This window comes from Pseudomonas sp. JR33AA (assembly GCF_021378985.1).
Taxonomy (GTDB): Bacteria; Pseudomonadota; Gammaproteobacteria; order Pseudomonadales; family Pseudomonadaceae; genus Aquipseudomonas; species Aquipseudomonas alloputida.
Genome location: NZ_JAJSAW010000001.1, coordinates 625,246 through 644,874, shown reverse-complemented (window position 1 = coordinate 644,874; position 19,629 = coordinate 625,246). Strand labels below are relative to the sequence as shown.

General features: G+C 62.2%; 20 protein-coding genes and 1 pseudogene. 11 read left to right on the top strand and 10 right to left on the bottom strand.

The window, feature by feature from the left end; genetic code table 11:
- Positions 1-188: 188 nt before the first annotated feature.
- The 3 genes from LVS58_RS02850 (at position 189) to LVS58_RS02840 (ending at position 4,004) form a co-directional block, all read left to right on the top strand.
- Positions 189-1,571 carry a glutamine synthetase family protein gene (locus LVS58_RS02850; RefSeq protein ID WP_442796423.1) on the top strand — a complete coding sequence of 461 codons (1,383 nt, stop codon included), beginning with the start codon at positions 189-191 and terminating at the stop codon, positions 1,569-1,571.
- A gap of 4 nt (positions 1,572-1,575) precedes the next feature.
- Positions 1,576-2,343, top strand: coding sequence for a gamma-glutamyl-gamma-aminobutyrate hydrolase family protein (locus tag LVS58_RS02845; protein WP_233689790.1), 768 nt, complete (start codon positions 1,576-1,578; stop codon positions 2,341-2,343).
- A 119-nt stretch (positions 2,344-2,462) separates the two neighbouring features.
- Entirely contained in the window at positions 2,463-4,004 is a 1,542-nt protein-coding gene (locus tag LVS58_RS02840) for an APC family permease (RefSeq protein WP_003253391.1), read from the top strand.
- Positions 4,005-4,037: 33 nt separating this feature from the next.
- Here LVS58_RS02840 and gmk read toward each other — a convergent pair whose 3' ends face one another.
- Both gmk and LVS58_RS02830 read right to left on the bottom strand, forming a co-directional pair.
- Entirely contained in the window at positions 4,038-4,658 is a 621-nt protein-coding gene (gene gmk, locus LVS58_RS02835) for a guanylate kinase (protein WP_233689789.1), read from the bottom strand.
- A 14-nt stretch (positions 4,659-4,672) separates the two neighbouring features.
- Positions 4,673-5,536 carry a YicC/YloC family endoribonuclease gene (locus tag LVS58_RS02830; RefSeq protein ID WP_010955794.1) on the bottom strand — a complete coding sequence of 288 codons (864 nt, stop codon included), beginning with the start codon at positions 5,534-5,536 and terminating at the stop codon, positions 4,673-4,675.
- Positions 5,537-5,763: 227 nt separating this feature from the next.
- Here LVS58_RS02830 and rph point away from each other — a divergent pair, with 227 nt between their 5' ends.
- Together rph and LVS58_RS02820 are read left to right on the top strand one after the other, a co-directional pair.
- Entirely contained in the window at positions 5,764-6,486 is a 723-nt protein-coding gene (gene rph, locus LVS58_RS02825) for a ribonuclease PH (protein ID WP_136917217.1), read from the top strand.
- 23 nt (positions 6,487-6,509) lie between these two features.
- Complete coding sequence (locus tag LVS58_RS02820; RefSeq protein WP_233689788.1) at positions 6,510-6,878, top strand: DUF4870 domain-containing protein; 369 nt, start codon at positions 6,510-6,512, stop codon at positions 6,876-6,878.
- 33 nt (positions 6,879-6,911) lie between these two features.
- Here LVS58_RS02820 and LVS58_RS02815 read toward each other — a convergent pair whose 3' ends face one another.
- Positions 6,912-7,691: an exodeoxyribonuclease III gene (locus LVS58_RS02815; protein WP_003253401.1), complete on the bottom strand. Its 780-nt coding sequence runs from the start codon at positions 7,689-7,691 to the stop codon at positions 6,912-6,914.
- 80 nt (positions 7,692-7,771) lie between these two features.
- Here LVS58_RS02815 and pyrE point away from each other — a divergent pair, with 80 nt between their 5' ends.
- The gene (pyrE, locus tag LVS58_RS02810; protein ID WP_003253405.1) at positions 7,772-8,413 is read left to right on the top strand and encodes an orotate phosphoribosyltransferase; all 642 of its coding nucleotides are present in this window, start codon (positions 7,772-7,774) and stop codon (positions 8,411-8,413) included.
- A gap of 147 nt (positions 8,414-8,560) precedes the next feature.
- Here the strand turns inward: pyrE and argB are convergent, their stop codons facing one another.
- The 4 genes and pseudogenes from argB to coaBC all read right to left on the bottom strand — a co-directional run bounded on the left by argB (position 8,561) and on the right by coaBC (position 12,681).
- Positions 8,561-9,466 carry an acetylglutamate kinase gene (gene argB / locus LVS58_RS02805; RefSeq protein WP_004575216.1) on the bottom strand — a complete coding sequence of 302 codons (906 nt, stop codon included), beginning with the start codon at positions 9,464-9,466 and terminating at the stop codon, positions 8,561-8,563.
- A 30-nt stretch (positions 9,467-9,496) separates the two neighbouring features.
- Positions 9,497-10,864 (bottom strand): annotated as a pseudogene (locus tag LVS58_RS02800) (phosphomannomutase/phosphoglucomutase); the annotation flags it as partial.
- Positions 10,865-11,008: 144 nt separating this feature from the next.
- Entirely contained in the window at positions 11,009-11,464 is a 456-nt protein-coding gene (dut, locus tag LVS58_RS02795) for a dUTP diphosphatase (RefSeq protein WP_233689786.1), read from the bottom strand.
- A gap of 5 nt (positions 11,465-11,469) precedes the next feature.
- The gene (coaBC, locus tag LVS58_RS02790) at positions 11,470-12,681 is read right to left on the bottom strand and encodes a bifunctional phosphopantothenoylcysteine decarboxylase/phosphopantothenate--cysteine ligase CoaBC (RefSeq protein WP_233689866.1); all 1,212 of its coding nucleotides are present in this window, start codon (positions 12,679-12,681) and stop codon (positions 11,470-11,472) included.
- Positions 12,682-12,807: 126 nt separating this feature from the next.
- Here coaBC and radC point away from each other — a divergent pair, with 126 nt between their 5' ends.
- Positions 12,808-13,488, top strand: coding sequence for a RadC family protein (gene radC, locus LVS58_RS02785; protein WP_233689785.1), 681 nt, complete (start codon positions 12,808-12,810; stop codon positions 13,486-13,488).
- Positions 13,489-13,560: 72 nt separating this feature from the next.
- On the opposite strand, the gene LVS58_RS02780 is transcribed toward radC, so the two are convergent.
- Positions 13,561-15,150 (bottom strand): ABC transporter substrate-binding protein, encoded by a 1,590-nt coding sequence (locus tag LVS58_RS02780; RefSeq protein ID WP_233689784.1) that lies wholly within the window; start codon positions 15,148-15,150, stop codon positions 13,561-13,563.
- A 361-nt stretch (positions 15,151-15,511) separates the two neighbouring features.
- Here LVS58_RS02780 and rpmB point away from each other — a divergent pair, with 361 nt between their 5' ends.
- Complete coding sequence (gene rpmB, locus LVS58_RS02775) at positions 15,512-15,748, top strand: 50S ribosomal protein L28 (protein ID WP_003253504.1); 237 nt, start codon at positions 15,512-15,514, stop codon at positions 15,746-15,748.
- A gap of 11 nt (positions 15,749-15,759) precedes the next feature.
- Entirely contained in the window at positions 15,760-15,915 is a 156-nt protein-coding gene (rpmG, locus tag LVS58_RS02770) for a 50S ribosomal protein L33 (RefSeq protein WP_003253507.1), read from the top strand.
- Between the two features lie 66 nt (positions 15,916-15,981).
- On the opposite strand, the gene LVS58_RS02765 is transcribed toward rpmG, so the two are convergent.
- The gene (locus tag LVS58_RS02765; protein ID WP_233689783.1) at positions 15,982-16,185 is read right to left on the bottom strand and encodes a hypothetical protein; all 204 of its coding nucleotides are present in this window, start codon (positions 16,183-16,185) and stop codon (positions 15,982-15,984) included.
- 95 nt (positions 16,186-16,280) lie between these two features.
- Complete coding sequence (locus LVS58_RS02760; RefSeq protein WP_233689782.1) at positions 16,281-16,640, bottom strand: cupin domain-containing protein; 360 nt, start codon at positions 16,638-16,640, stop codon at positions 16,281-16,283.
- 196 nt (positions 16,641-16,836) lie between these two features.
- On the opposite strand from LVS58_RS02760, the gene LVS58_RS02755 reads away from it, so the two are divergent.
- Together LVS58_RS02755 and LVS58_RS02750 are read left to right on the top strand one after the other, a co-directional pair.
- Positions 16,837-18,330 (top strand): aldehyde dehydrogenase, encoded by a 1,494-nt coding sequence (locus LVS58_RS02755; RefSeq protein ID WP_010955785.1) that lies wholly within the window; start codon positions 16,837-16,839, stop codon positions 18,328-18,330.
- A 142-nt stretch (positions 18,331-18,472) separates the two neighbouring features.
- Positions 18,473-19,612 carry an MFS transporter gene (locus tag LVS58_RS02750; RefSeq protein WP_233689781.1) on the top strand — a complete coding sequence of 380 codons (1,140 nt, stop codon included), beginning with the start codon at positions 18,473-18,475 and terminating at the stop codon, positions 19,610-19,612.
- The last annotated feature ends 17 nt before the right edge of the window (positions 19,613-19,629 follow it).

The following is a 19,629-nucleotide window of genomic DNA, read 5'->3' as shown; positions in this document are numbered from 1 at the left end:
GCCAAATTGCCAATGTCTGTTGCGTCTGGGCCATTTTATAGTGAAACGGCCCCCCGGAATCAATGCGCCCGGTCGGGTAACCAGTCCCCACGATGGGAAAGTGAAAAGAACAACAGCTGCAACCATCGTCGCCCGTGAGGCGCCAGCCGTATCCCCACATCGCCGCAGCACATCAAAGGATGTACACCATGACGTCGGTAACCCCGTGCGCCAGTTCTTCCAGCGAGATGAATGACTTCCTCCAGGCCCATTCGGACACGCAGTACGTAGACCTGCTGATCTCCGACATGAATGGCGTGGTACGTGGCAAGCGCATCGAGCGGGCCAGCCTGCACAAGGTGTACGAGAAGGGCATCAACCTGCCCGCATCGCTGTTCGCCCTTGATATCAACGGCTCCACTGTAGAAAGCACCGGCCTTGGGCTGGACATCGGCGACGCCGACCGCATCTGTTTCCCGATCCCCGGCACGCTGTCGGACGAGCCGTGGCAGAAGCGCCCCACCGCCCAGCTGCTGATGACCATGCACGAGCTCGATGGCCAGCCGTTCTTCGCCGACCCGCGTGAAGTGCTGCGCCAGGTGGTGAGCAAGTTCGACGACCTGGGCCTGGATATTTGCGCCGCGTTCGAACTGGAGTTCTACCTGATCGACCAGGACAACCTCAATGGCCGCCCGCAACCGCCGCGCTCGCCGATCTCAGGCAAGCGCCCGCAGTCGACCCAGGTGTACCTGATCGACGACCTCGACGAGTACGCCGACTGCTTGCAGGACATGCTCGAGGCGGCCAAGGAACAGGGCCTGCCTGCCGACGCCATCGTCAAGGAAAGCGCCCCAGCGCAGTTCGAGGTCAACCTGCATCACGTGGCGGATCCGCTGAAGGCCTGCGACTACGCGATCCTGCTCAAGCGCCTGATCAAGAACGTCGCCTACGACCATGAAATGGACACCACCTTCATGGCCAAGCCTTATCCAGGCCAGGCTGGCAACGGGCTGCACGTGCACATCTCATTGCTGGACAAGAAAACCGGCAAGAACATTTTCGCCAGTGACGATCCGCTGCAAAGCGATACACTGCGCCACGCCATCGGTGGCGTGCTGGAAACCATGCCGGCGTCGATGGCCTTCCTGTGCCCCAACATCAACTCCTACCGCCGTTTCGGCGCGCAGTTCTACGTGCCCAATGCGCCGAGCTGGGGCCTGGACAATCGCACCGTGGCCGTACGCGTGCCCACCGACAGCAGCGACAATGTGCGCCTTGAGCACCGTGTAGCCGGCGCCGATGCCAACCCTTACCTGATGCTCGCGGCCATCCTTGCCGGCGTTCACCATGGCCTGACCAACAAGGTCGAGCCCGAGGCGCCGATCGAAGGCAACTCCTACGAACAACTGGAGCAAAGCCTGCCGAACAACCTGCGCGATGCACTGCGCGCGCTGGATGACAGCGAAGTCCTCAACCAATACATCAGCCCGGACTACATCGATATCTTCGTGGCCTGCAAGGAAAGCGAACTGGCCGAGTTCGAGGTATCGATTTCCGACCTCGAGTACAACTGGTACCTGCACACGGTGTAAGCCCATGAGCGCAAATGCGGTCCCTTTGATCGGTATCAGCGCCTGCCGTCAGCAGGTGGGGAAGAACTCGTCGCACACGGTGGGCGACAAGTATGTCGAGGCGGCCGGCTTTGCCGGCTTGCCACTGATCTTGCCGGCCCGTGATGGCGGCAGCGACACGCAAGCGCTGCTGGCCCGTCTGCACGGCATTGTTTTTACCGGCTCGCCTTCTAATATCGAGCCGCAGCATTACAATGGCGCCCCCAGTGTGGCGGGGACCCGGCATGATCTGGCGCGTGATCGCCTGACCCTGCCGCTGCTGCAGGCAGCCATTGCCGTCGGTGTGCCCGTATTCTGCATCTGCCGAGGCTACCAGGAGCTGAACGTGGCCCTTGGCGGCAGCCTGCATCAGCGTGTGCAGGAAATGCCTGGTTACCTTGACCACCGCGAACCTGAGGACGCCCCCCTGGAAGTGCAATATGGCCCTCGCCACTCGGTCAGCATCGAGCCTGGCGGGTTGTTCGAGCGCCTGGGGCTGGCCGCACAGTTCGAGGTCAACTCGCTGCACAGTCAGGGCATCGACCGTCTGGCCCCGGGCCTGCGCGTCGAGGCGCGGGCCCCGGATGGCCTGATCGAGGCGGTGTCCATGCCCGAAGCGCCGGGCTTTGTGCTCGGGGTGCAGTGGCACCCCGAGTGGCGCTTCACCGAAAACCCGGTCTCGCTGCGTCTGTTTCAGGCGTTTCGCGAGGCCTGCAATGCCTACGCAGCACGGGAGGGCTCACGGCAGGAATGATTCTGACGTCAGCCGAAGGTCTCGGATGACTCGTCCCCGATAGCAAGCTTTCAATGAGTGAAAGCGAGCCTTGTACTCAAGGCTTGTTAAAACAATTCCAAAATTTACGGCAAATACTCATGAGCAATTACACAGAAGCCGGCCGCCCACCCGATGTGGCGGCCGACGCGGGCAACACTCAGCGCAGCAAAGGCCTGGCCAAGGGCCGCTTGGGCCTGTTGGCCAGCGTGGTGCTGGGCATTTCCACCATCGCGCCGGTCTATACCTTGACTGGGGCCCTTGGCCCTACCGTGCGTGAGGTGGGCGCCCACCTGCCGGCCGTGTTCATCGTGGGCTTCCTGCCGATGCTGCTGGTGGCCCTGGGCTATCGCGAGCTGAACTCGGCTGAGCCGGACAGCGGGACGTCGTTTACCTGGTCGGCGCGTGCATTCGGCCCGATGATTGGCTGGATCGGCGGCTGGGGACTGGTGGTTGCCACCACGATCGTGCTGTCGAACCTGGCAGGTGTGGCGGTGGACTTCTTCTACCTGTTCCTTGGCCAGATCACTGGCAAGCATGAGTTGGCAGCGTTGGCCGACAACCTGTTGATCAACATCGTTACCTGTTGTGTGTTCATCGGCCTGGCCGTGTGGATCTGCTGTCGGGGTATCGCCACCACAATGACTGTGCAGTACGGCCTGGTGGCCCTGCAGTTGCTGGTGTTGATCGGCTTTGCTTTCGCCGCTTTCGGCGGCACCACCGCGCCGCCACCGCTGGCGTTCGATTTCGCCTGGTTCAACCCGTTCGGTGTCGAGTCGTTCTCGGCCTTTGCCGCTGGCCTGTCACTGTCGATCTTCATCTTCTGGGGCTGGGACACTTGCCTGACCGTCAGTGAAGAATCGGTGGGCAGCGAAGAGGTGCCGGGCAAGGCCGCTACCTGGACCGTGATGTTGATCCTCGGTCTGTACCTGTTCACCGCCATCGCCACCCTGCAGTTTGCCGGTATCAGCGAAACGGGTCTGGGCCTGAACAACCCGCGCATCCAGGAAAACGTCTTTGCCCACCTGGCCGGCCCGGTCATGGGGCCGCTGGCGATCCTGATGTCCATCGCCGTGCTGGCCAGTACGGCGGCGTCGCTGCAGTCGACCTTCGTCGCGCCGGCGCGCACCCTGTTGGCCATGGGTTATTACGGTGCGGTACCGCAGAAGTTCGCCAGCGTCTGCCCGCGCTCGCAAACGCCACGCTATGCCACCATCTGCGCCGGCCTGGCCGCAGGCCTGTTCTACGTGACCATGCGTACGCTGAGCGAGAACGTGCTGGCAGATACCATCACGGCATTGGGCATGATGATCTGCTTCTACTATTCGCTGACCGCGTTTGCCTGCGTCTGGTATTTCCGCGGCAGCCTGTTCGACAGCCTGCGCCACTTCATCATGCGCGGCCTGTGCCCATTGGTGGGTGGGGTGATCTTGTCGGTGATTTTCGTGCGCACCGCCATCGACAGTGCTTCGCCGGACTTCGGCAGCGGCTCGCATGTGGGCGGGCTGGGGCTGGTGTTCGTGATTGCCGCGATCATCTCGGTGCTTGGTATCGGCCTGATGATGCTGTCGCGCATGCGTGCGCCGGCGTACTTCCTCGGGGCTACCCTGCGTCAGCAGGCTACCTTGCCACTACAGGAATAAACCAATGGGGCTGCAATGCAGCCCCATCGATCTTTAGCCGATCATTTGCTTCAGCAGCGCCGCATGACGCTGCTGCTGCTTCTTCAACAGCAGCCGATTCGAGCGGAACACCGCTTTCAAGTCTGCCAGCGCCGCGTCGAAATCATCATTGATGATCACGTAGTCATACTCGTCGTAGTGCACCATCTCGCTGACCGCTTCCTTCATGCGCCCGGCAATGATCTCTTCGCTGTCCTGCCCGCGCCCGTCCAGGCGGTGGCGAAGCGCCTCCTGGCTTGGAGGCAGGATGAACACCGACAGCGCCTGCGGCATCAGCTTGCGCACTTGCTGGGCACCTTGCCAGTCGATTTCCAGGATCAGGTCGTAGCCTTGATCCAGGGTCTGCTGCAGCGCGCTGCGCGAAGTACCGTAGAAGTTGCCGAACACTTCGGCATGCTCCAGAAAGTCTCCTTGCGCGATCAGCGTCTTGAACTCCTCGTGGACGACGAAGTGATAGTTCACCCCGTGCTGCTCGCCCGGGCGCATGGCGCGGGTAGTGTGCGAGACCGAGACGCGGATCTGTTGGTCGTCTTTGGTCAGGGCGGTGACCAGGCTGGTCTTGCCGGCGCCCGAGGGGGCCGAAACGATGTAGAGGGTGCCGCTGCTGTGGTTCATGGTCTGGGGTGGCCTTACTCGATGTTCTGTACTTGTTCACGCATCTGTTCGATCAATACCTTCAGGTTGACCGCCGCTTGCGTGCTGCGTGGGTCGAAGGCCTTGGAGCCAAGGGTGTTGGCCTCACGGTTGAGTTCCTGCATCAGGAAGTCCAGGCGCCGGCCAGCGGCGCCGCCACCCTTGAGCACACGGCGCACTTCGGTGACGTGGGTGCTGAGGCGGTCGAGTTCCTCTGCCACGTCGCTTTTCTGGGCCAGCAGCACCATCTCTTGCTCCAGGCGCTGTGGGTCCAGCTCGGCTTGCATGTCGCCGAAGCGGTCGAGAATCTTCTGCCGCTGCGCCGCCAGCATCTGCGGCACCAGGGCGCGCAGGGTCGTGACTTCGCTGGCCATGTTGTCCAGGCGTTCGTTGATCAGCCGCGCCAGTTCCTGGCCTTCGCGCTGGCGCCCGGCCTTGAGTTCGGCCAGCGCTTCGTCGAACAGCGCCATGGCCTCGGCGTTCAGTGCCTGGGGGTCGCTGGTGTCGGCTACCAGCACGCCTGGCCATGACAGCACTTCCAGCGGGTTCAGGGGGGCCGGCTGCTTGATCAGGCCGGCCACTTCCTCGGCGGCGGCGACCAGTTGCGCGGCGCGCTCATGGTCCACTTTGAGGGGTTTGCCATTGCTGTCTTCGTTGAGGCGCAAGGTGCATTCCACCTTGCCGCGTGACAGGCCCTGGCGCAGGCCCTCACGTACGCCGCCTTCGAGGTCGCGCAGGGCCTCGGGCAGGCGCAGGTGCGGCTCCAGGTAACGGTGGTTGACCGAACGCAGCTCCCAGACCAGGGTGCCTTGGCTGCCGGCGCGCTCGACACGAGCAAAAGCGGTCATGCTATGCACCATGGGGAGTACCTCGCGTAGATGAATGAACGGTGGGAGCCTCTCGGCTGCAAGGCGCAGGATTGTAGCGCAGTGTCGCCGTGGCGCCCAATCCGCCTATGTTACCGACGGGGAGCTACTGCGGTAGGAAAAGGCGACGGGCTGTGCCGGCACGACAATAGGCATGTCTTCCCTGGGCTGCGGGCTCTATAATGCTCGGCAGATTCAAAGTCCCAGTACAGGTATCCCAGATGAAACGTCCAAGTGGTCGCGCTGCCGATCAGCTCCGCTCGATCCGCATCACCCGCAACTACACCAAGCACGCCGAAGGGTCGGTACTGGTCGAGTTCGGTGACACCAAAGTCATCTGCACGGTCAGCGTTGAAAACGGTGTACCGCGCTTCCTCAAAGGCCAGGGCCAAGGCTGGCTGACTGCCGAGTACGGCATGCTGCCGCGCTCCACCGGCGAACGTAACCAACGCGAAGCCAGCCGTGGCAAGCAGGGTGGCCGCACGCTGGAAATCCAGCGCCTGATCGGCCGTTCGCTGCGCGCCGCGCTGGACATGAGCAAGCTCGGTGACATCACCCTGTACGTCGATTGCGACGTGATCCAGGCCGATGGCGGTACCCGTACCGCGTCCATCACCGGCGCCATGGTTGCCTTGTGCGACGCTTTGGCAGTGATCAAGAAGCGCGGCGGCCTCAAGGGCGGCAACCCGCTCAAGCACATGATTGCTGCCGTGTCGGTAGGCATGTACCAGGGCGAAGCCGTGCTCGATCTGGATTACCTGGAAGACTCCGCAGCCGAAACCGACCTGAATGTGGTCATGACCAGCGCCGGTGGCTTCATCGAAGTGCAGGGTACTGCCGAAGGCGCACCGTTCCAGCCGGAAGACTTCAACGCCATGCTCGCCCTGGCGCAGAAGGGCATGAACGAGATTTTCGAGCTGCAGCAGGCGGCACTGGCTGACTGAAGCCAGTCAAGGAGGTGCGGGGCATGAGCGATTCAAACCTGTCGATCACCCCGCCCAATGCCGAAATCCGGCAATGGGCGATGTTCTGCCACCTTTCCGCGTTGTTGGGCCTGGTAGTGCCGCTTGGGCACCTGCTGGGCCCGCTGGTGCTATGGCACCTCAAGCGCGAGCAAGACCCTTTTATCGACGCCCAGGGCAAAGAGGCGCTGAACTTTCAAATCAGCGTGACCATTGCCGGGTTTATCTGCTTCCTGCTGATGTTCGTGTTTATCGGGCTGGTACTGTTTGCCATGCTGGCGGTGGCGGTGATGATATTGATCATCATTGCGGCGGTGCGGGCGAATGAGGGCAAGCCGTATCGCTACCCGATGATCTGGCGGCCGATCAAATAGCAGTTGGGGCTGCGAAGCAGCCCCAATGCCATCTTAGATGGTCAACGTCCAGTCATAGTCGACGATCAGCGGCGCATGCTGGGAGAAGCGTGGCTGACGTGGCAGGCGAGCGTTGCGCACGAAGCGGCGCAGGCCCGGGGTGAGGATCTGGTAGTCGAACCGATAGCCCAGGTTGAGCATTTCGGCCTGCTCATTGTCCGGCCACCAGCTGTACTGGTCACCTTCACGGCTGACTTCGCGCAAGGCATCGACGTAGCCCATCTCGCCAGTGATCGCATCCATCCAGGCGCGTTCTGGCGCCAGGAAGCCTGGCGACTGCTGGCTGTCACGCCAGTTTTTGATGTCGAGCTTCTGTTGCGCCACGTAGAACGAGCCGCAATAGATGTATTCGCGACGCTTGCGACGCTGCTTGTCCAGGTACTTGGCGAAGTCGTCCATCAACTTGAACTTCTGGTTCAAGTCTTCGTCGCCGTTCATGCCCGAAGGCAGCAGCAGGCTGGCAATACTGACTTTGTCGAAATCTGCTTGCAGGTAACGCCCGTAGCGGTCGGCTGTCTCGAAGCCCAGGCCGGTGATGACTGCCTTGGGCTGCATGCGCGAGTAAAGGGCCACACCACCTTGGGCAGGCACCTCCGCGTCGCAGGCATAAAGGAAATAGCCATCGAGCTGGAAAGCTGGGTCGTCGAGTTCAAAGGCCGAGGCGCGGGTATCCTGAAGGCAGATGACGTCGGCATTCTGGGCTTGCAGCCAGCTGAGCAAACCACGCTCGGCCGCAGCCTGAATGCCATTTACGTTCACACTGATGATCCGCATAAATGGCCCCAAAAATCTCGTGCGTGTATGATACCCGAGCTCAACCCATTTAGCTAAATCCGTGGTGTCCGGGACTATTCATGCAGCCGTATCAGCGCGACTTTATCCGTTTTGCCATCGATCGCGGGGTACTGCGTTTCGGTGAATTCACCCTGAAATCGGGGCGTACCAGCCCATATTTCTTCAATGCCGGCTTGTTCAACACCGGCTCCGCACTGGCTGAGCTGGGGCGTTGCTACGCCGCCGCCATCGTCGATAGCAAGATCCCGTTCGATGTGCTGTTCGGCCCGGCCTACAAGGGTATCCCTCTGGCGGCGACTACCGCGGTGGCGCTTGCCGACCAGCATCAGCTCGACGTGCCATGGTGCTTCAACCGCAAGGAAGCCAAGGACCATGGCGAAGGTGGCAGCCTGGTCGGCGCGCCGCTGGCCGGTGACGTGCTGATCATCGACGACGTGATTACCGCCGGTACCGCCATCCGTGAGGTCATGCAGATCATCAACGCCCAGCAGGCCAAAGCCGCTGGTGTACTGATCGCCCTGAACCGTGAAGAGCGCGGCAACGGCGAACTGTCGGCGATCCAGGAAGTGGAACGCGACTTCGGTATCCCGGTGGTCAGCATTGTTTCGCTGACCCAGGTGCTGGAGTTCCTGGCTGACGACCCACAGTTGAAGCAGCACCTGCCGGCTGTCGAGGCCTATCGGGCGCAGTACGGGATCTGATCCTGGCCTAGAAATGAAAAAAGGCGACCTTCTTCAGAGGGTCGCCTTTTTTGTGTCGCCTGTTCTGGCCCTTTCGCGGGTAAACCCGCTCCTACAGGGGGCAGCGCCAGGCTCGAGCGAAGAGGCCAGTGCAGGCTAACCGACCAATCAGCGCGGCTTGCGATTGGTGATCAGGGTACCCACGCCGCTGTCGGTGAAAATCTCCAGCAGCACCGCATTCGGCACGCGGCCATCAATGATGTGCGAGCTGTTCACGCCGCCCTGCACCGCGTCCAGCGCGCACTTGATCTTCGGCAGCATGCCGCCATAAATGGTGCCGTCAGCGATCAGTTCGTTTACCTGCTCGGTGGTCAGGCCCGTCAACACCTGGCCCTGCTTGTCCATCAGGCCGGCAATGTTGGTCAGCAGCATCAGCTTCTCGGCTTTCAGCGCCTCGGCTACCTTGCCCGCCACCAGGTCGGCGTTGATGTTGTACGACTCACCGTTGGCGCCCACGCCGATTGGCGCGATCACTGGAATGAAATCGCCCTTCACCAGCATGTTCAGCAGGTCGGTGTTCACGCTCACCACTTCGCCCACGTGGCCGATGTCGATGATTTCCGGCGTGGTCATCTCAGGCGTCTGGCGGCTGACAGTCAGCTTGCGGGCGCGAATCAGCTCTGCGTCCTTGCCGGTCAGGCCGATGGCGCTGCCGCCGTGGCGGTTGATCAGGTTGACGATGTCTTTGTTGACCTGGCCGCCCAGCACCATCTCGACAACGTCCATGGTCGCCGAATCGGTGACGCGCATGCCGTCTATGAAGTGGCTTTCGATCGACAGGCGCTTGAGCAGGTCACCGATCTGCGGGCCACCACCGTGGACCACCACAGGGTTGATGCCCACAGCCTTCATCAGCACGATGTCACGGGCGAAGCCCGTCTTGAGCTCCTCGCTCTCCATCGCGTTGCCGCCGTACTTGATCACCAGGGTCTTGCCGACAAAGCGGCGGATGTAAGGCAGTGCTTCGGACAAAACCTCGGCTACATGGGAAGCGGCATCGCGATCGAGGGTCATGCAGGGCTCCTGTAAGGAACAGATAGTCGGTCAGAACGGCAGTTGCAGCTCAGGCTCTACCCGCAGCAACTGGGTGCGAAAAACATCCTTGATACGTTGCAATTCGGCGTCGCTGTCGGCCTCGAAACGCAGCACCAGCACCGGGGTGGTGTTGGAGGCGCGAACCAGGCCCCAGCCATTGGCGTAGTCGACCCGCACACCGTCGATGGTGGTCAGGTTGGCTTCGCCCCAGTCGGCGTCGCGTTGCAGTGCATCAATGATGCTGAATTTACCCTCGTCGGTCACATCAATATTGATTTCCGGCGTGGAAATATCGCTCGGGAAGGCGGCAAACAGGTTTTCGGCGCTCTGCTCGGTCTTGCTGAGGATCTCCAGCAGGCGCGCGGCGCTGTAGATACCGTCGTCAAAACCGTACCAGCGTTCCTTGATGAAGATGTGACCGCTCATCTCGCCTGCCAGCAGCGAACCGGTCTGCTTCATCTTCTTCTTGATCAGCGAATGGCCGGTTTTCCACATCAAGGCACTGCCACCATGCTGTTCGATCAGCGGGGTCAGGCGGCGGGTGCATTTGACGTCGAAGATGATCTCGGCGCCCGGGTTGCGCGACAGCACGTCCTGGGCAAACAGCATCAGCAGGCGGTCGGGGTAGACGATGCTGCCGGTGTTGGTCACCACGCCGACGCGGTCGCCGTCACCGTCGAAGGCCAGGCCGATATCGGCACCGGTTTCCTTGACCTTGGCGATCAGGTCTTCGAGGTTCTCAGGCTTGCCCGGGTCCGGGTGGTGGTTGGGGAAGTTGCCGTCGACCTCGCAGAACAGCGGGATCACTTCGCAGCCCAGGGCTTCGATCAGTTGCGGTGCAACCACGCCAGCGGCGCCATTGCCGCAATCCAGCACCACCTTGAGCTTTTTCGCCAGCTTTACGTCGCCGACGATCTGCTGGAAGTAGCGGTCGAGGATCTCGACCTTCTCCACGCGGCCTTGGGCCAGGGTCAGGTCGTTGGTTTTCAGGCGCGTCAGCAGGGCCTGGATCTGTTCATTGGCCAGGGTGTCGCCGGCGATGACGATCTTGAAACCGTTGTAGTCCGACGGGTTGTGGCTGCCGGTCAGCATCACGCCCGACTTGCCGGCCAGCACGTTGGCCGCGTAGTACAGCGCCGGGGTGGGCACCAGGCCGACGTCGCTGACCTGGCAACCGGCATCGACCAGGCCCTTGATCAGCTGTTCCACCAGCATCGGGCCCGACAGGCGGCCATCGCGCCCTACCGAAACCTGCGGTTCGCCCTGGGCCAGGCTTTGCGCGCCGATGGCGCGGCCGATCCAGTAGGCGGTTTCGGCGTGAAGGGTCTTGCCGACCACGCCGCGTATGTCATAGGCGCGGAAAATGCTGTCGGGCAATGCGGCGGGGACCAGGTGGGCCATATCGTTCATCTCTGGAAGCTCCATTAGTCAAAGGCTTTCTGGGCAGGCGCAAACTGAACGCTTGGACGGTGCTTTCGCCAGAGAGTTCGCCATCCTTGGCCTGAACGGTCATTTGCCGGCTCAGTGGCTGCCGGAGTGACCGAAGCCCCCAGCGCCACGCTGGCTTTCATCGAACGCTTCGACGATGTCGAAGTGGGCCTGTACCACCGGAACCAGCACCAGCTGGGCGATACGTTCGCCAACCGCGATGGTGAACGGCGTATTGCCACGGTTCCAGCACGACACCATCAGCTCGCCTTGGTAGTCCGAGTCGATCAGGCCGACCAGGTTGCCCAGCACGATGCCGTGCTTATGACCCAGGCCCGAGCGGGGCAGGATCATCGCCGCCAGGCCCGGGTCGCCGATGTAGATCGACAGGCCGGTAGGGATCAGCAGGGTCTGGCCTGGCTCGAGGACGGTGTCCTCCTTGAGCAGGGCGCGCAGGTCCAGGCCGGCGGAGCCAGGGGTGGCGTAGGCCGGCAGGGGGAATTCGGAACCCAGGCGTGGGTCGAGGATCTTGGCTTGAAGAGCGTGCATGTAACTTATTGAACCTGATTGAGCCGATCGGCGATGAAGGCGACCAGTTGCCGGGCAATCTTGCCCTTGCTGGTCTGCGCGAAGAGAGTCTGGTGCTGCTGGCGGTCGATCACGGTCAAGGCGTTTTCTTCGCTGTTGAAGCCGATGCTGGGGTTGGCCACATCATTGGCGACGATCAGGTCGAGGTTCTTGTCCTTGAGCTTGCGCGTGGCGTAATCGAGCAGGTGTTCGGTTTCGGCGGCGAAGCCGACGCTGAAGGGGCGGTCGCTGCGGCCAGCAATGGTGGCAAGGATATCGGGATTACGCACCATCTGCAGCAGCATGCCGTCGCCGGTCGTAGGATCTTTCTTCAGTTTTTGTGTGGCAACCACTTCGGGGCGGTAGTCCGCAACCGCTGCCGAGGCAATGAACAGGTCGCACGGCATGGCCGCTTCACAGGCCGCGAGCATGTCCCGCGCGCTGACTACGTCGATGCGGCTGACCCGGTCAGGGGTTGGCAAGTGCACAGGGCCTGTGACGAGGGTCACCCGAGCCCCTGCTTCGGCGGCCGCTTCGGCCAGGGCGAAGCCCATCTTGCCGGAGCTATGATTGGTGATGTAGCGCACCGGGTCGATGTTTTCCTGGGTCGGCCCGGCGGTGATCAGCACGTGCTTACCGGTCAGTGCCTGGCGCTTGAAGCTTTCCGCGGCGCACCAGGCCAGCTCGGTGGCTTCGAGCATGCGCCCCAGGCCGACGTCGCCACAGGCCTGGCTGCCGGATGCCGGGCCGAACACCTGAATGCCACGGCTCTTGAGCAGCTCGAGGTTGGCCTGGGTGGCCGGGTCGCGCCACATGGCCTGGTTCATGGCCGGGGCCACGGCGACGGTGGCGTCGGTGGCCAGCACCAGCGTGGTCAGCAGGTCGTCTGCCATGCCCTGGGCCATGCGTGCCATGAGGTCGGCGGTGGCGGGGGCGATCAGCACCAGGTCCGCCCACTTGGCCAGTTCGATATGGCCCATGGCTGCTTCGGCGGCCGGGTCGAGCAGGTCCATGTGCACCGGATGGCCCGACAGCGCCTGCAGGGTCAGCGGGGTGATGAATTCGGCACCACCCCGGGTCATGACGACGCGCACCTGCGCGCCGTGCTCCAGGAGACGGCGAATCAGCTCGGCACTTTTGTAGGCGGCAATGCCGCCACCCACGCCGAGAACGATGCGCTTGCGATACAGCCGCTGCATAGGCTTGCCTTTTTCCAGTGAGAGCGGGCGACGACGTTTGAAAATGCCTGCGGCGGAACGTCGCATGTACGAGGCGAAATAGATTAACACAGGGCCGAAATGGGCCGCAGCAAAGGCAGGGGTGGAATGAACATCAGGGAGTGGCCGGCGCAAGAACGGCCTAGGGAGAAGTTGTTGCAGCGAGGGGCAGGGAGCCTGACAGACGCGGAGCTGCTGGCCGTTTTTCTCGGCTCGGGCGTACGTGGGCGTAATGTCGTGGAGCTTTCGCGAGGCTTGTTGGTGAAGTTCGGCAGCTTGCGCCGGTTACTGGAGGCCGACCGCGAGGCCTTCGTCGGCGAGCTTGGGTTGGGCCCGGTGAGGTACAGCCAGCTGCAGGCACTGCTTGAGATCGGGCGCAGGCACCTTGCAACGTCGATTGAGCGGGAATCAGCCATGGACAGCCCGGCAGCGGTGCGACGCTACTTGAAAGCCATGCTCAGGCATGAGGCCAGCGAAGTGTTCGGGTGTCTGTTTCTCGATACCAAGCACCGGCCACTGGCATTTGAGATCCTGTTCAGGGGCACGATAGATCGGGCGAGTGTCTATCCGCGAGAGGTGGTGCGGCGGGCGTTGGTGCACAACGCTGCGGCATTGATCCTGTGCCACAACCATCCCTCAGGGATCAGTGAACCGAGTCAGGACGATGTGCATTTGACCTTGTCATTGAAGCGGGGGCTGGCGTTGATCGACGTGCGGGTGCTGGACCACATCATCATCGGCGATGGGGAACCGTTGTCGATGGTCGAGCATGGGTGGATTGTCGCCTGAGGAAAGCGGGAGCCTTTGTGCTGCCTGTACCGGCCTCTTCGCGGGTTCACCCGCGAAGAGGCCGGTACAGGCTTACTTGGTCACTGTCACCTTGCTGAAGTCCAGCCGCCCGAACGGGCTCACCTGGTACCCCTCGACGCCTTGGCGCAGCAAGGTCGCCGCCGTCGGATGCGCCAGTGGCACCCACAGCGCCTGCTGTTGGATAAGCGTCTGTGCCTGCTGGTACAGCCGGCTGCGCACGCTCTGGTCGTTGGTGGTACGCCCGGCGCTGATCAGCTGGTCCAGGCGGGTGTCGCAGAAGCGCGCGAAGTTGGTCCCTGACTCGACCGCCGCACAGGAAAACTGCGGGCTGAGGAAGTTGTCCGGGTCGCCGTTGTCGCCCGCCCAGCCCATGAACAGCAAGTCATGCTCGCCGGCCTTGGCGCGGCGTATCAGTTCGCCCCATTCGATTACGCGGATCTCCGCTTTCACGCCAATCTTTGCCAGGTCGGCTTGCAGCATCTGCGCGCCAAGGCTGGGGTTGGGGTTGAGCAGGCTACCCGAGGGCCGGGTCCAGATGGTGGTACTGAAGCCATCGGACAGCCCGGCCTTGGCCAACAGAGCCTTGGCTTTCTTCAGGTCCAGCGGGTAGCCGGGCAGGTCCTTGGCGTAGCTCCAGGTGTTGGGCGGGTACGGGCCGTTGGCGGCCACCGCAGAGTCTTCGAACACGGCCTTGAGATAGGCCTGCTTGTCGAAGGCCAGGTTGATGGCCTGGCGCACTTCCGGCTTGTCCAGCGGCGGGTGCTGGCTGTTGATGGCGACGAAGGCAGTCATGAATGCCGGGGTGGTGGACACCTTGAGGTTGCCGTCCTTACCCGCTTCGGCAATGTCCAGCGGTTTGGGCGACAGGGCAACCTGGCACTCGCCACGCTTGAGCTTTTGCAGGCGAACGTTGGCATCGGTGGTGATGGCGAGGATCAGCGGGTCGACCGCCGGCTTGCCGGCGAAGTAATCCGGGTTGGCGCGGTAGCGCACCACGGCGTCTTTCTGGAACCGCTGGAACACGAACGGCCCAGTGCCGATCGGTTGATTGTTGAGCTTCTCCGGCGTGCCGGCCTTGAGCAGCTTGTCGGCGTATTCGGCGGAGTAGATCGAGGCGAAGCCCATGCTCAGGGTGGCCAGGAAGGTGGCGTCCGGGTGGCTGAGGGTGAAGCGCACGGTGTTCGGCGAAGGCGCCTCGATCGCCTTGATCAGGCTGCCCAGCTGCAGCGATTGGGCATGCGGGTAGCCGCCCGGCGCAGTCTTGTGCCAGGCATGGGCCGGGTAGAGCATGCGTTGGAAGCTGAACAGCACGTCGTCGGCATTCAGCTTGCGGCTTGGCTTGAAGTAGGTGGTGCTGTGAAACTTGACGTCATCGCGCAGAGTGAAGTCATACACCAGGCCGTCGGCCGATACCGTCCAGCCGGTCGCCAGGCTCGGCACCACCTTGCCTTGAGCCGCATCGAACTCCACCAGACGGTTCATCAGCACGTCGGCGGTGGCGTTGGTGGTGGTGAGCGAGTTGTACTGCACCACGTCGAAGCCTTCGGGGCTGGCCTCGCTGCAAACGCTCAGCGGAGCGGCCTGGGCTACGCCTGCGGCGAACAGGGAGGTGAACAATAAGGAAAGTGCGGCGGCACGCATGGTGGCTCCTTGGCTGTCAGTGGCCCATCTGCCAGTGCAGTCTGGAAAAGGCCTACCCTAGTGCGCCCGCCGGCAAATGACCACACCCTTTTTTGCAAATCTTGCGACGAGCGGTCGACGACTGGCGGGGCCTGCCGCTATGCTGGCCCGGCGCGTTCTGGCTAGCGGTAATGTGCATCTACTGTTGTTGCAGCCAACTCTTTCTGGTATAAAGCAGCGCTCTTTTCTAGGGGCTCGGCCTGTCGCATAAGCGGATCCGGTCGATAAGGCCTCCAGAATCACGGCGCTCAGGCGCCAAAGACTGAGAGATTAAGCGGCCAACCCATGCCGGGTTGGGCATGTGGTTTTAGAGGGCTGAGTCATGTCGAGAGTCTGTCAAGTTACTGGTAAGGGTCCAGTAACCGGGAACAACATTTCCCACGCAAACAACAAAACCCGTCGTCGTTTCCTGCCGAACCTGCAGCACCACCGTTTCTGGGTTGAATCCGAGAAGCGTTTCGTGCGTCTGCGCGTTTCCGCCAAAGGCATGCGTATCATCGACAAGCGCGGCATCGACGCCGTTCTGGTTGACATCCGTAAAGCTGGCGCCAAGGTTTAAGGGAGAGCATCATGCGTGAATTGATCCGTCTGGTTTCGAGTGCCGGTACCGGCCACTTCTACACCACCGACAAGAACAAGCGCACCACCCCGGACAAAATCGAGATCAAGAAATATGATCCGGTTGTTCGCAAGCACGTGGTGTACAAGGAAGCCAAGATCAAGTAATTGATCGGCGACCTGAAAAAAACCCGCATCCGAAAGGAGGCGGGTTTTTTTATGCCTGCTGCAGGGTCAGTTGAAGTCGAAGCCCTGGATCAGCAGGTCGGCACCGGCCTTGATCTGGATGCGCTCGACATCGTGCTCGCGTGTGCATATCTCGTTGGGGCCGACCACCCGGGGGCGGCCGGTGAGGGTGCGGATGGTGTCTTTGAGCGCTGGCGCGTAAGGGGTGCCGACCAGGTGGGCAAGGGCTTGCAGGACTTCTTCGTTGGTCATGGCGTTCTTCCTGTTGAAGTTGGATGGCCCGACCTGGGCAGGGCCATCCTCACGCATGCCTGCGCGCTGCCTGCGCTACATAGATACTTCTGTGGTTACTTCTGCTCAAACATCACATAGATCTTGCGGCACGGCTCCAGCACCTCCCAGGTGCCCTTGAAGCCGGCGGGGATGACGAACCGATCGCCGGCACGCAGGGTTTTCGCCTCGCCGTCCTGGTCGCGCAGCACCGAAACACCGTGGACGATCTCGCAGTACTCGTGCTCGGTGTAATTCACCGTCCATTGCCCCACCTCGCCTTCCCAAACGCCAGCGGCAAACTGCCCACACGGGCTGGAATAATGGTTGTAGACCGCCTGGTCCGGCTCGCCCTTGAGAATTTTCTCTGCAGCCGGGCGGTAGCGTTCAGCTTCGGTGATGACCTGCGCGAAGTCGATGATGCTATCAATACTCATGGTTCGGCTCCTGTTGTTGTTTAATAAAATGAACATCAGTAGGCTTTTGAGCCTCTCGTGTCAAATATATTGATAGTTTACACCGGCTGGTTTAGGGTATCGCTTGCCAGTGTGCGCTTGGCGCCCGGCCAGAATTCTGACAACGCCTGTGAGTCCTCAGTGCGGCGTTGCACCTAAACAAGAGGAGGAGTTTCGTATGACCACCCTGACCCGTGCGGACTGGGAACAACGTGCCCAGCAACTGAAGATCGAAGGCCGTGCCTTCATCAACGGCGAATACACCGATGCCGTATCCGGTGAAACCTTCGAGTGCCTGAGCCCGGTCGACGGACGCTTCCTGGCCAAGGTTGCCAGCTGCGACCTGGCCGATGCCAACCGCGCTGTTGAAAACGCCCGTGCCACCTTCAACTCCGGCGTGTGGTCGCAGCTGGCCCCGGCCAAGCGCAAGGCCAAGCTGATCCGCTTCGCCGACCTGCTGCGCAAGAACGTCGAAGAGTTGGCGCTGCTGGAAACGCTGGACATGGGCAAGCCGATTGGCGACTCCTCCAGCATCGATATCCCAGGTGCGGCCCAAGCCATCCACTGGACTGCCGAAGCCATCGACAAGGTCTACGACGAAGTTGCCCCGACTCCGCATGACCAGCTTGGCCTGGTTACCCGCGAGCCGGTAGGTGTGGTCGGTGCCATCGTACCTTGGAACTTCCCGCTGCTGATGGCCTGCTGGAAGCTCGGCCCGGCGTTGGCCACCGGTAACTCGGTCGTGCTCAAGCCGTCCGAAAAATCGCCGCTGACGGCCATTCGCATTGCCCAACTGGCGATCGAAGCCGGTATCCCGGCTGGTGTGCTGAACGTGCTGCCAGGCTATGGCCACACCGTGGGCAAGGCCCTGGCCCTGCACATGGACGTCGATACCCTGGTGTTCACCGGTTCGACCAAGATCGCCAAGCAGTTGATGGTTTATGCGGGCGAGTCGAACATGAAACGCATCTGGCTGGAAGCCGGTGGCAAGAGCCCGAACATCGTCTTTGCCGACGCCCCGGACCTGCAAGCTGCCGCCGAGGCCGCGGCCAGCGCGATCGCCTTCAACCAGGGCGAAGTGTGCACGGCAGGTTCCCGCCTGCTGGTCGAGCGTTCGATCAAGGACAAGTTCCTGCCGATGGTGGTAGAGGCCCTGAAAGGCTGGAAGCCAGGCAACCCGCTGGACCCGCAGACCACGGTCGGTGCCCTGGTCGATACCCAGCAGATGAACACCGTGCTGTCGTACATCGAGGCTGGCCACAAGGACGGCGCCAAGCTGCTGGCCGGCGGCAAGCGCACCCTGGAAGAGACCGGCGGCACTTACGTCGAGCCGACCATCTTCGACGGCGTGACTAACGCCATGCGCATTGCCCAGGAAGAAATCTTCGGCCCGGTGCTGTCGGTGATTGCCTTCGACACCGCCGAAGAAGCCGTGGCCATTGCCAACGACACCCCGTATGGCCTGGCAGCGGGTATCTGGACTTCGGACATTTCCAAGGCCCACAAGACCGCCCGTGCCGTGCGTGCAGGCAGCGTCTGGGTCAACCAGTACGACGGCGGCGACATGACCGCGCCGTTCGGTGGCTTCAAACAGTCGGGCAACGGCCGTGACAAGTCGCTGCACGCACTGGAGAAGTACACCGAGCTGAAGGCGACCTGGATCAAGCTGTAATCGTAAGGGGCCGCTTTGCGGCCCATTCGCGGGCACGCCCGCTCCCACAGGTACATCACAAGTCTTGAATACTGTGATGTATTTGTGGGAGCGGGCGTGCCCGCGAATGGGTCATGGAAAATCGTTGGCCCAGGAGGCTGCAATGCGTTGGGGTACCTATTTCGCTGTACTGGCATCGGTGCTCAGTGTTGGCCTAGCGCTGGGTGTGAGCATGCCGCTGGTATCCCTACGCCTGGAAGCCTGGGGCTACGGCAGCTTCGCCATCGGCGTGATGGCGGCAATGCCGGCGTTGGGTGTACTGGCCGGTGCCAGCCTGGCCAGCCGCCTGGCAGGTTGGGTTGGCGTTCCTTCGGCGATGCGCCTGTGCCTGTGGGGCGGGGCGCTGTCGATTGGCCTGCTCGCGCTGCTGCCCAGCTACCCGTTGTGGCTGCTGCTGCGGCTGATGATCGGCATGTCCCTGACCGTGGTGTTCATCCTCGGCGAAAGCTGGATCAACCAACTGGTGGTCGAACAGTGGCGTGGCCGGTTGGTGGCGCTGTATGGCAGCAGCTACGCCCTGAGCCAGCTGGCCGGGCCTTTGGTGCTGGGCTTCCTCGGCTCTGATGACGACTTCGGCTTCTGGGCGGCGACCGGCCTGCTGCTGGCCGCGCCGCTGGTTCTGCTAGGGCGTGGTGGAGCGCCGAGCACCGAAGCCTGCAATGTCACCTTTGGCGACCTGTTCGCCTTCTGCCGACGCTTGCCGGTAATTGCCTGGGCCATTGCCCTGTTCGCCTCGTTCGAGGCGATGATCCTCACGTTGCTGCCGGTGTATTGCCTGCAGCAGGGCTTCAGCACCGAAATCGCCCTGTTCATGGTAAGTACCGTGGTGGTGGGTGATGCGGTGCTGCAGTTACCCATCGGCGCGCTGGCCGACCATATGTCGCGACGTACCCTGTTCACTGGCTGTGCGGTGACCCTGCTGGTGTCCAGCCTGGCAATCCCGCTGCTGTTGCACACACCGGTTATCTGGCCGTTGTGGGTGTTGTTCGGCGCCAGTGCCGGCGGCTTGTTCACCTTGTCGCTGGTGCTGATCGGTGAGCGTTACCGGGATGATGAGTTGGTGCGGGCCAATGCCCACGTGGCCCAGCTGTGGGGTATTGGCTGTTTGCTCGGGCCGTTGTTGGCGGGGGCGGGGAGCCAGTGGATCAGCGGGCATGCGTTGCTATTGCTGATGGCGGCCGGGGCTGCGGGGTTGGTGGTATTGACCCGGCGGCGCGGAGCCTTCGAGCCGGTTTCTGCCTGATGATTTTGGGGCGCAAG

Bases quoted from the DNA above. Each gene is read 5' to 3' on its own strand.
- radC (WP_233689785.1), top strand. From the start codon at position 12,808: ATGAACATCAGGGAGTGGCCGGCGCAAGAACGGCCTAGGGAGAAGTTG.
- coaBC (WP_233689866.1), bottom strand. From the start codon at position 12,681: ATGCAGCGGCTGTATCGCAAGCGCATCGTTCTCGGCGTGGGTGGCGGC.
- dut (WP_233689786.1), bottom strand. From the start codon at position 11,464: ATGCACGCTCTTCAAGCCAAGATCCTCGACCCACGCCTGGGTTCCGAA.
- LVS58_RS02760 (WP_233689782.1), bottom strand. From the start codon at position 16,640: ATGAGTATTGATAGCATCATCGACTTCGCGCAGGTCATCACCGAAGCT.
- rph (WP_136917217.1), top strand. From the start codon at position 5,764: ATGAAACGTCCAAGTGGTCGCGCTGCCGATCAGCTCCGCTCGATCCGC.
- LVS58_RS02780 (WP_233689784.1), bottom strand. From the start codon at position 15,150: ATGCGTGCCGCCGCACTTTCCTTATTGTTCACCTCCCTGTTCGCCGCA.
- gmk (WP_233689789.1), bottom strand. From the start codon at position 4,658: ATGAACCACAGCAGCGGCACCCTCTACATCGTTTCGGCCCCCTCGGGC.
- LVS58_RS02850 (WP_442796423.1), top strand. From the start codon at position 189: ATGACGTCGGTAACCCCGTGCGCCAGTTCTTCCAGCGAGATGAATGAC.
- LVS58_RS02840 (WP_003253391.1), top strand. From the start codon at position 2,463: ATGAGCAATTACACAGAAGCCGGCCGCCCACCCGATGTGGCGGCCGAC.
- rpmB (WP_003253504.1), top strand. From the start codon at position 15,512: ATGTCGAGAGTCTGTCAAGTTACTGGTAAGGGTCCAGTAACCGGGAAC.
- LVS58_RS02830 (WP_010955794.1), bottom strand. From the start codon at position 5,536: ATGGTGCATAGCATGACCGCTTTTGCTCGTGTCGAGCGCGCCGGCAGC.
- LVS58_RS02750 (WP_233689781.1), top strand. From the start codon at position 18,473: ATGCGTTGGGGTACCTATTTCGCTGTACTGGCATCGGTGCTCAGTGTT.
- pyrE (WP_003253405.1), top strand. From the start codon at position 7,772: ATGCAGCCGTATCAGCGCGACTTTATCCGTTTTGCCATCGATCGCGGG.
- LVS58_RS02765 (WP_233689783.1), bottom strand. From the start codon at position 16,185: ATGACCAACGAAGAAGTCCTGCAAGCCCTTGCCCACCTGGTCGGCACC.
- LVS58_RS02820 (WP_233689788.1), top strand. From the start codon at position 6,510: ATGAGCGATTCAAACCTGTCGATCACCCCGCCCAATGCCGAAATCCGG.
- LVS58_RS02845 (WP_233689790.1), top strand. From the start codon at position 1,576: ATGAGCGCAAATGCGGTCCCTTTGATCGGTATCAGCGCCTGCCGTCAG.
- argB (WP_004575216.1), bottom strand. From the start codon at position 9,466: ATGACCCTCGATCGCGATGCCGCTTCCCATGTAGCCGAGGTTTTGTCC.
- rpmG (WP_003253507.1), top strand. From the start codon at position 15,760: ATGCGTGAATTGATCCGTCTGGTTTCGAGTGCCGGTACCGGCCACTTC.
- LVS58_RS02755 (WP_010955785.1), top strand. From the start codon at position 16,837: ATGACCACCCTGACCCGTGCGGACTGGGAACAACGTGCCCAGCAACTG.
- LVS58_RS02815 (WP_003253401.1), bottom strand. From the start codon at position 7,691: ATGCGGATCATCAGTGTGAACGTAAATGGCATTCAGGCTGCGGCCGAG.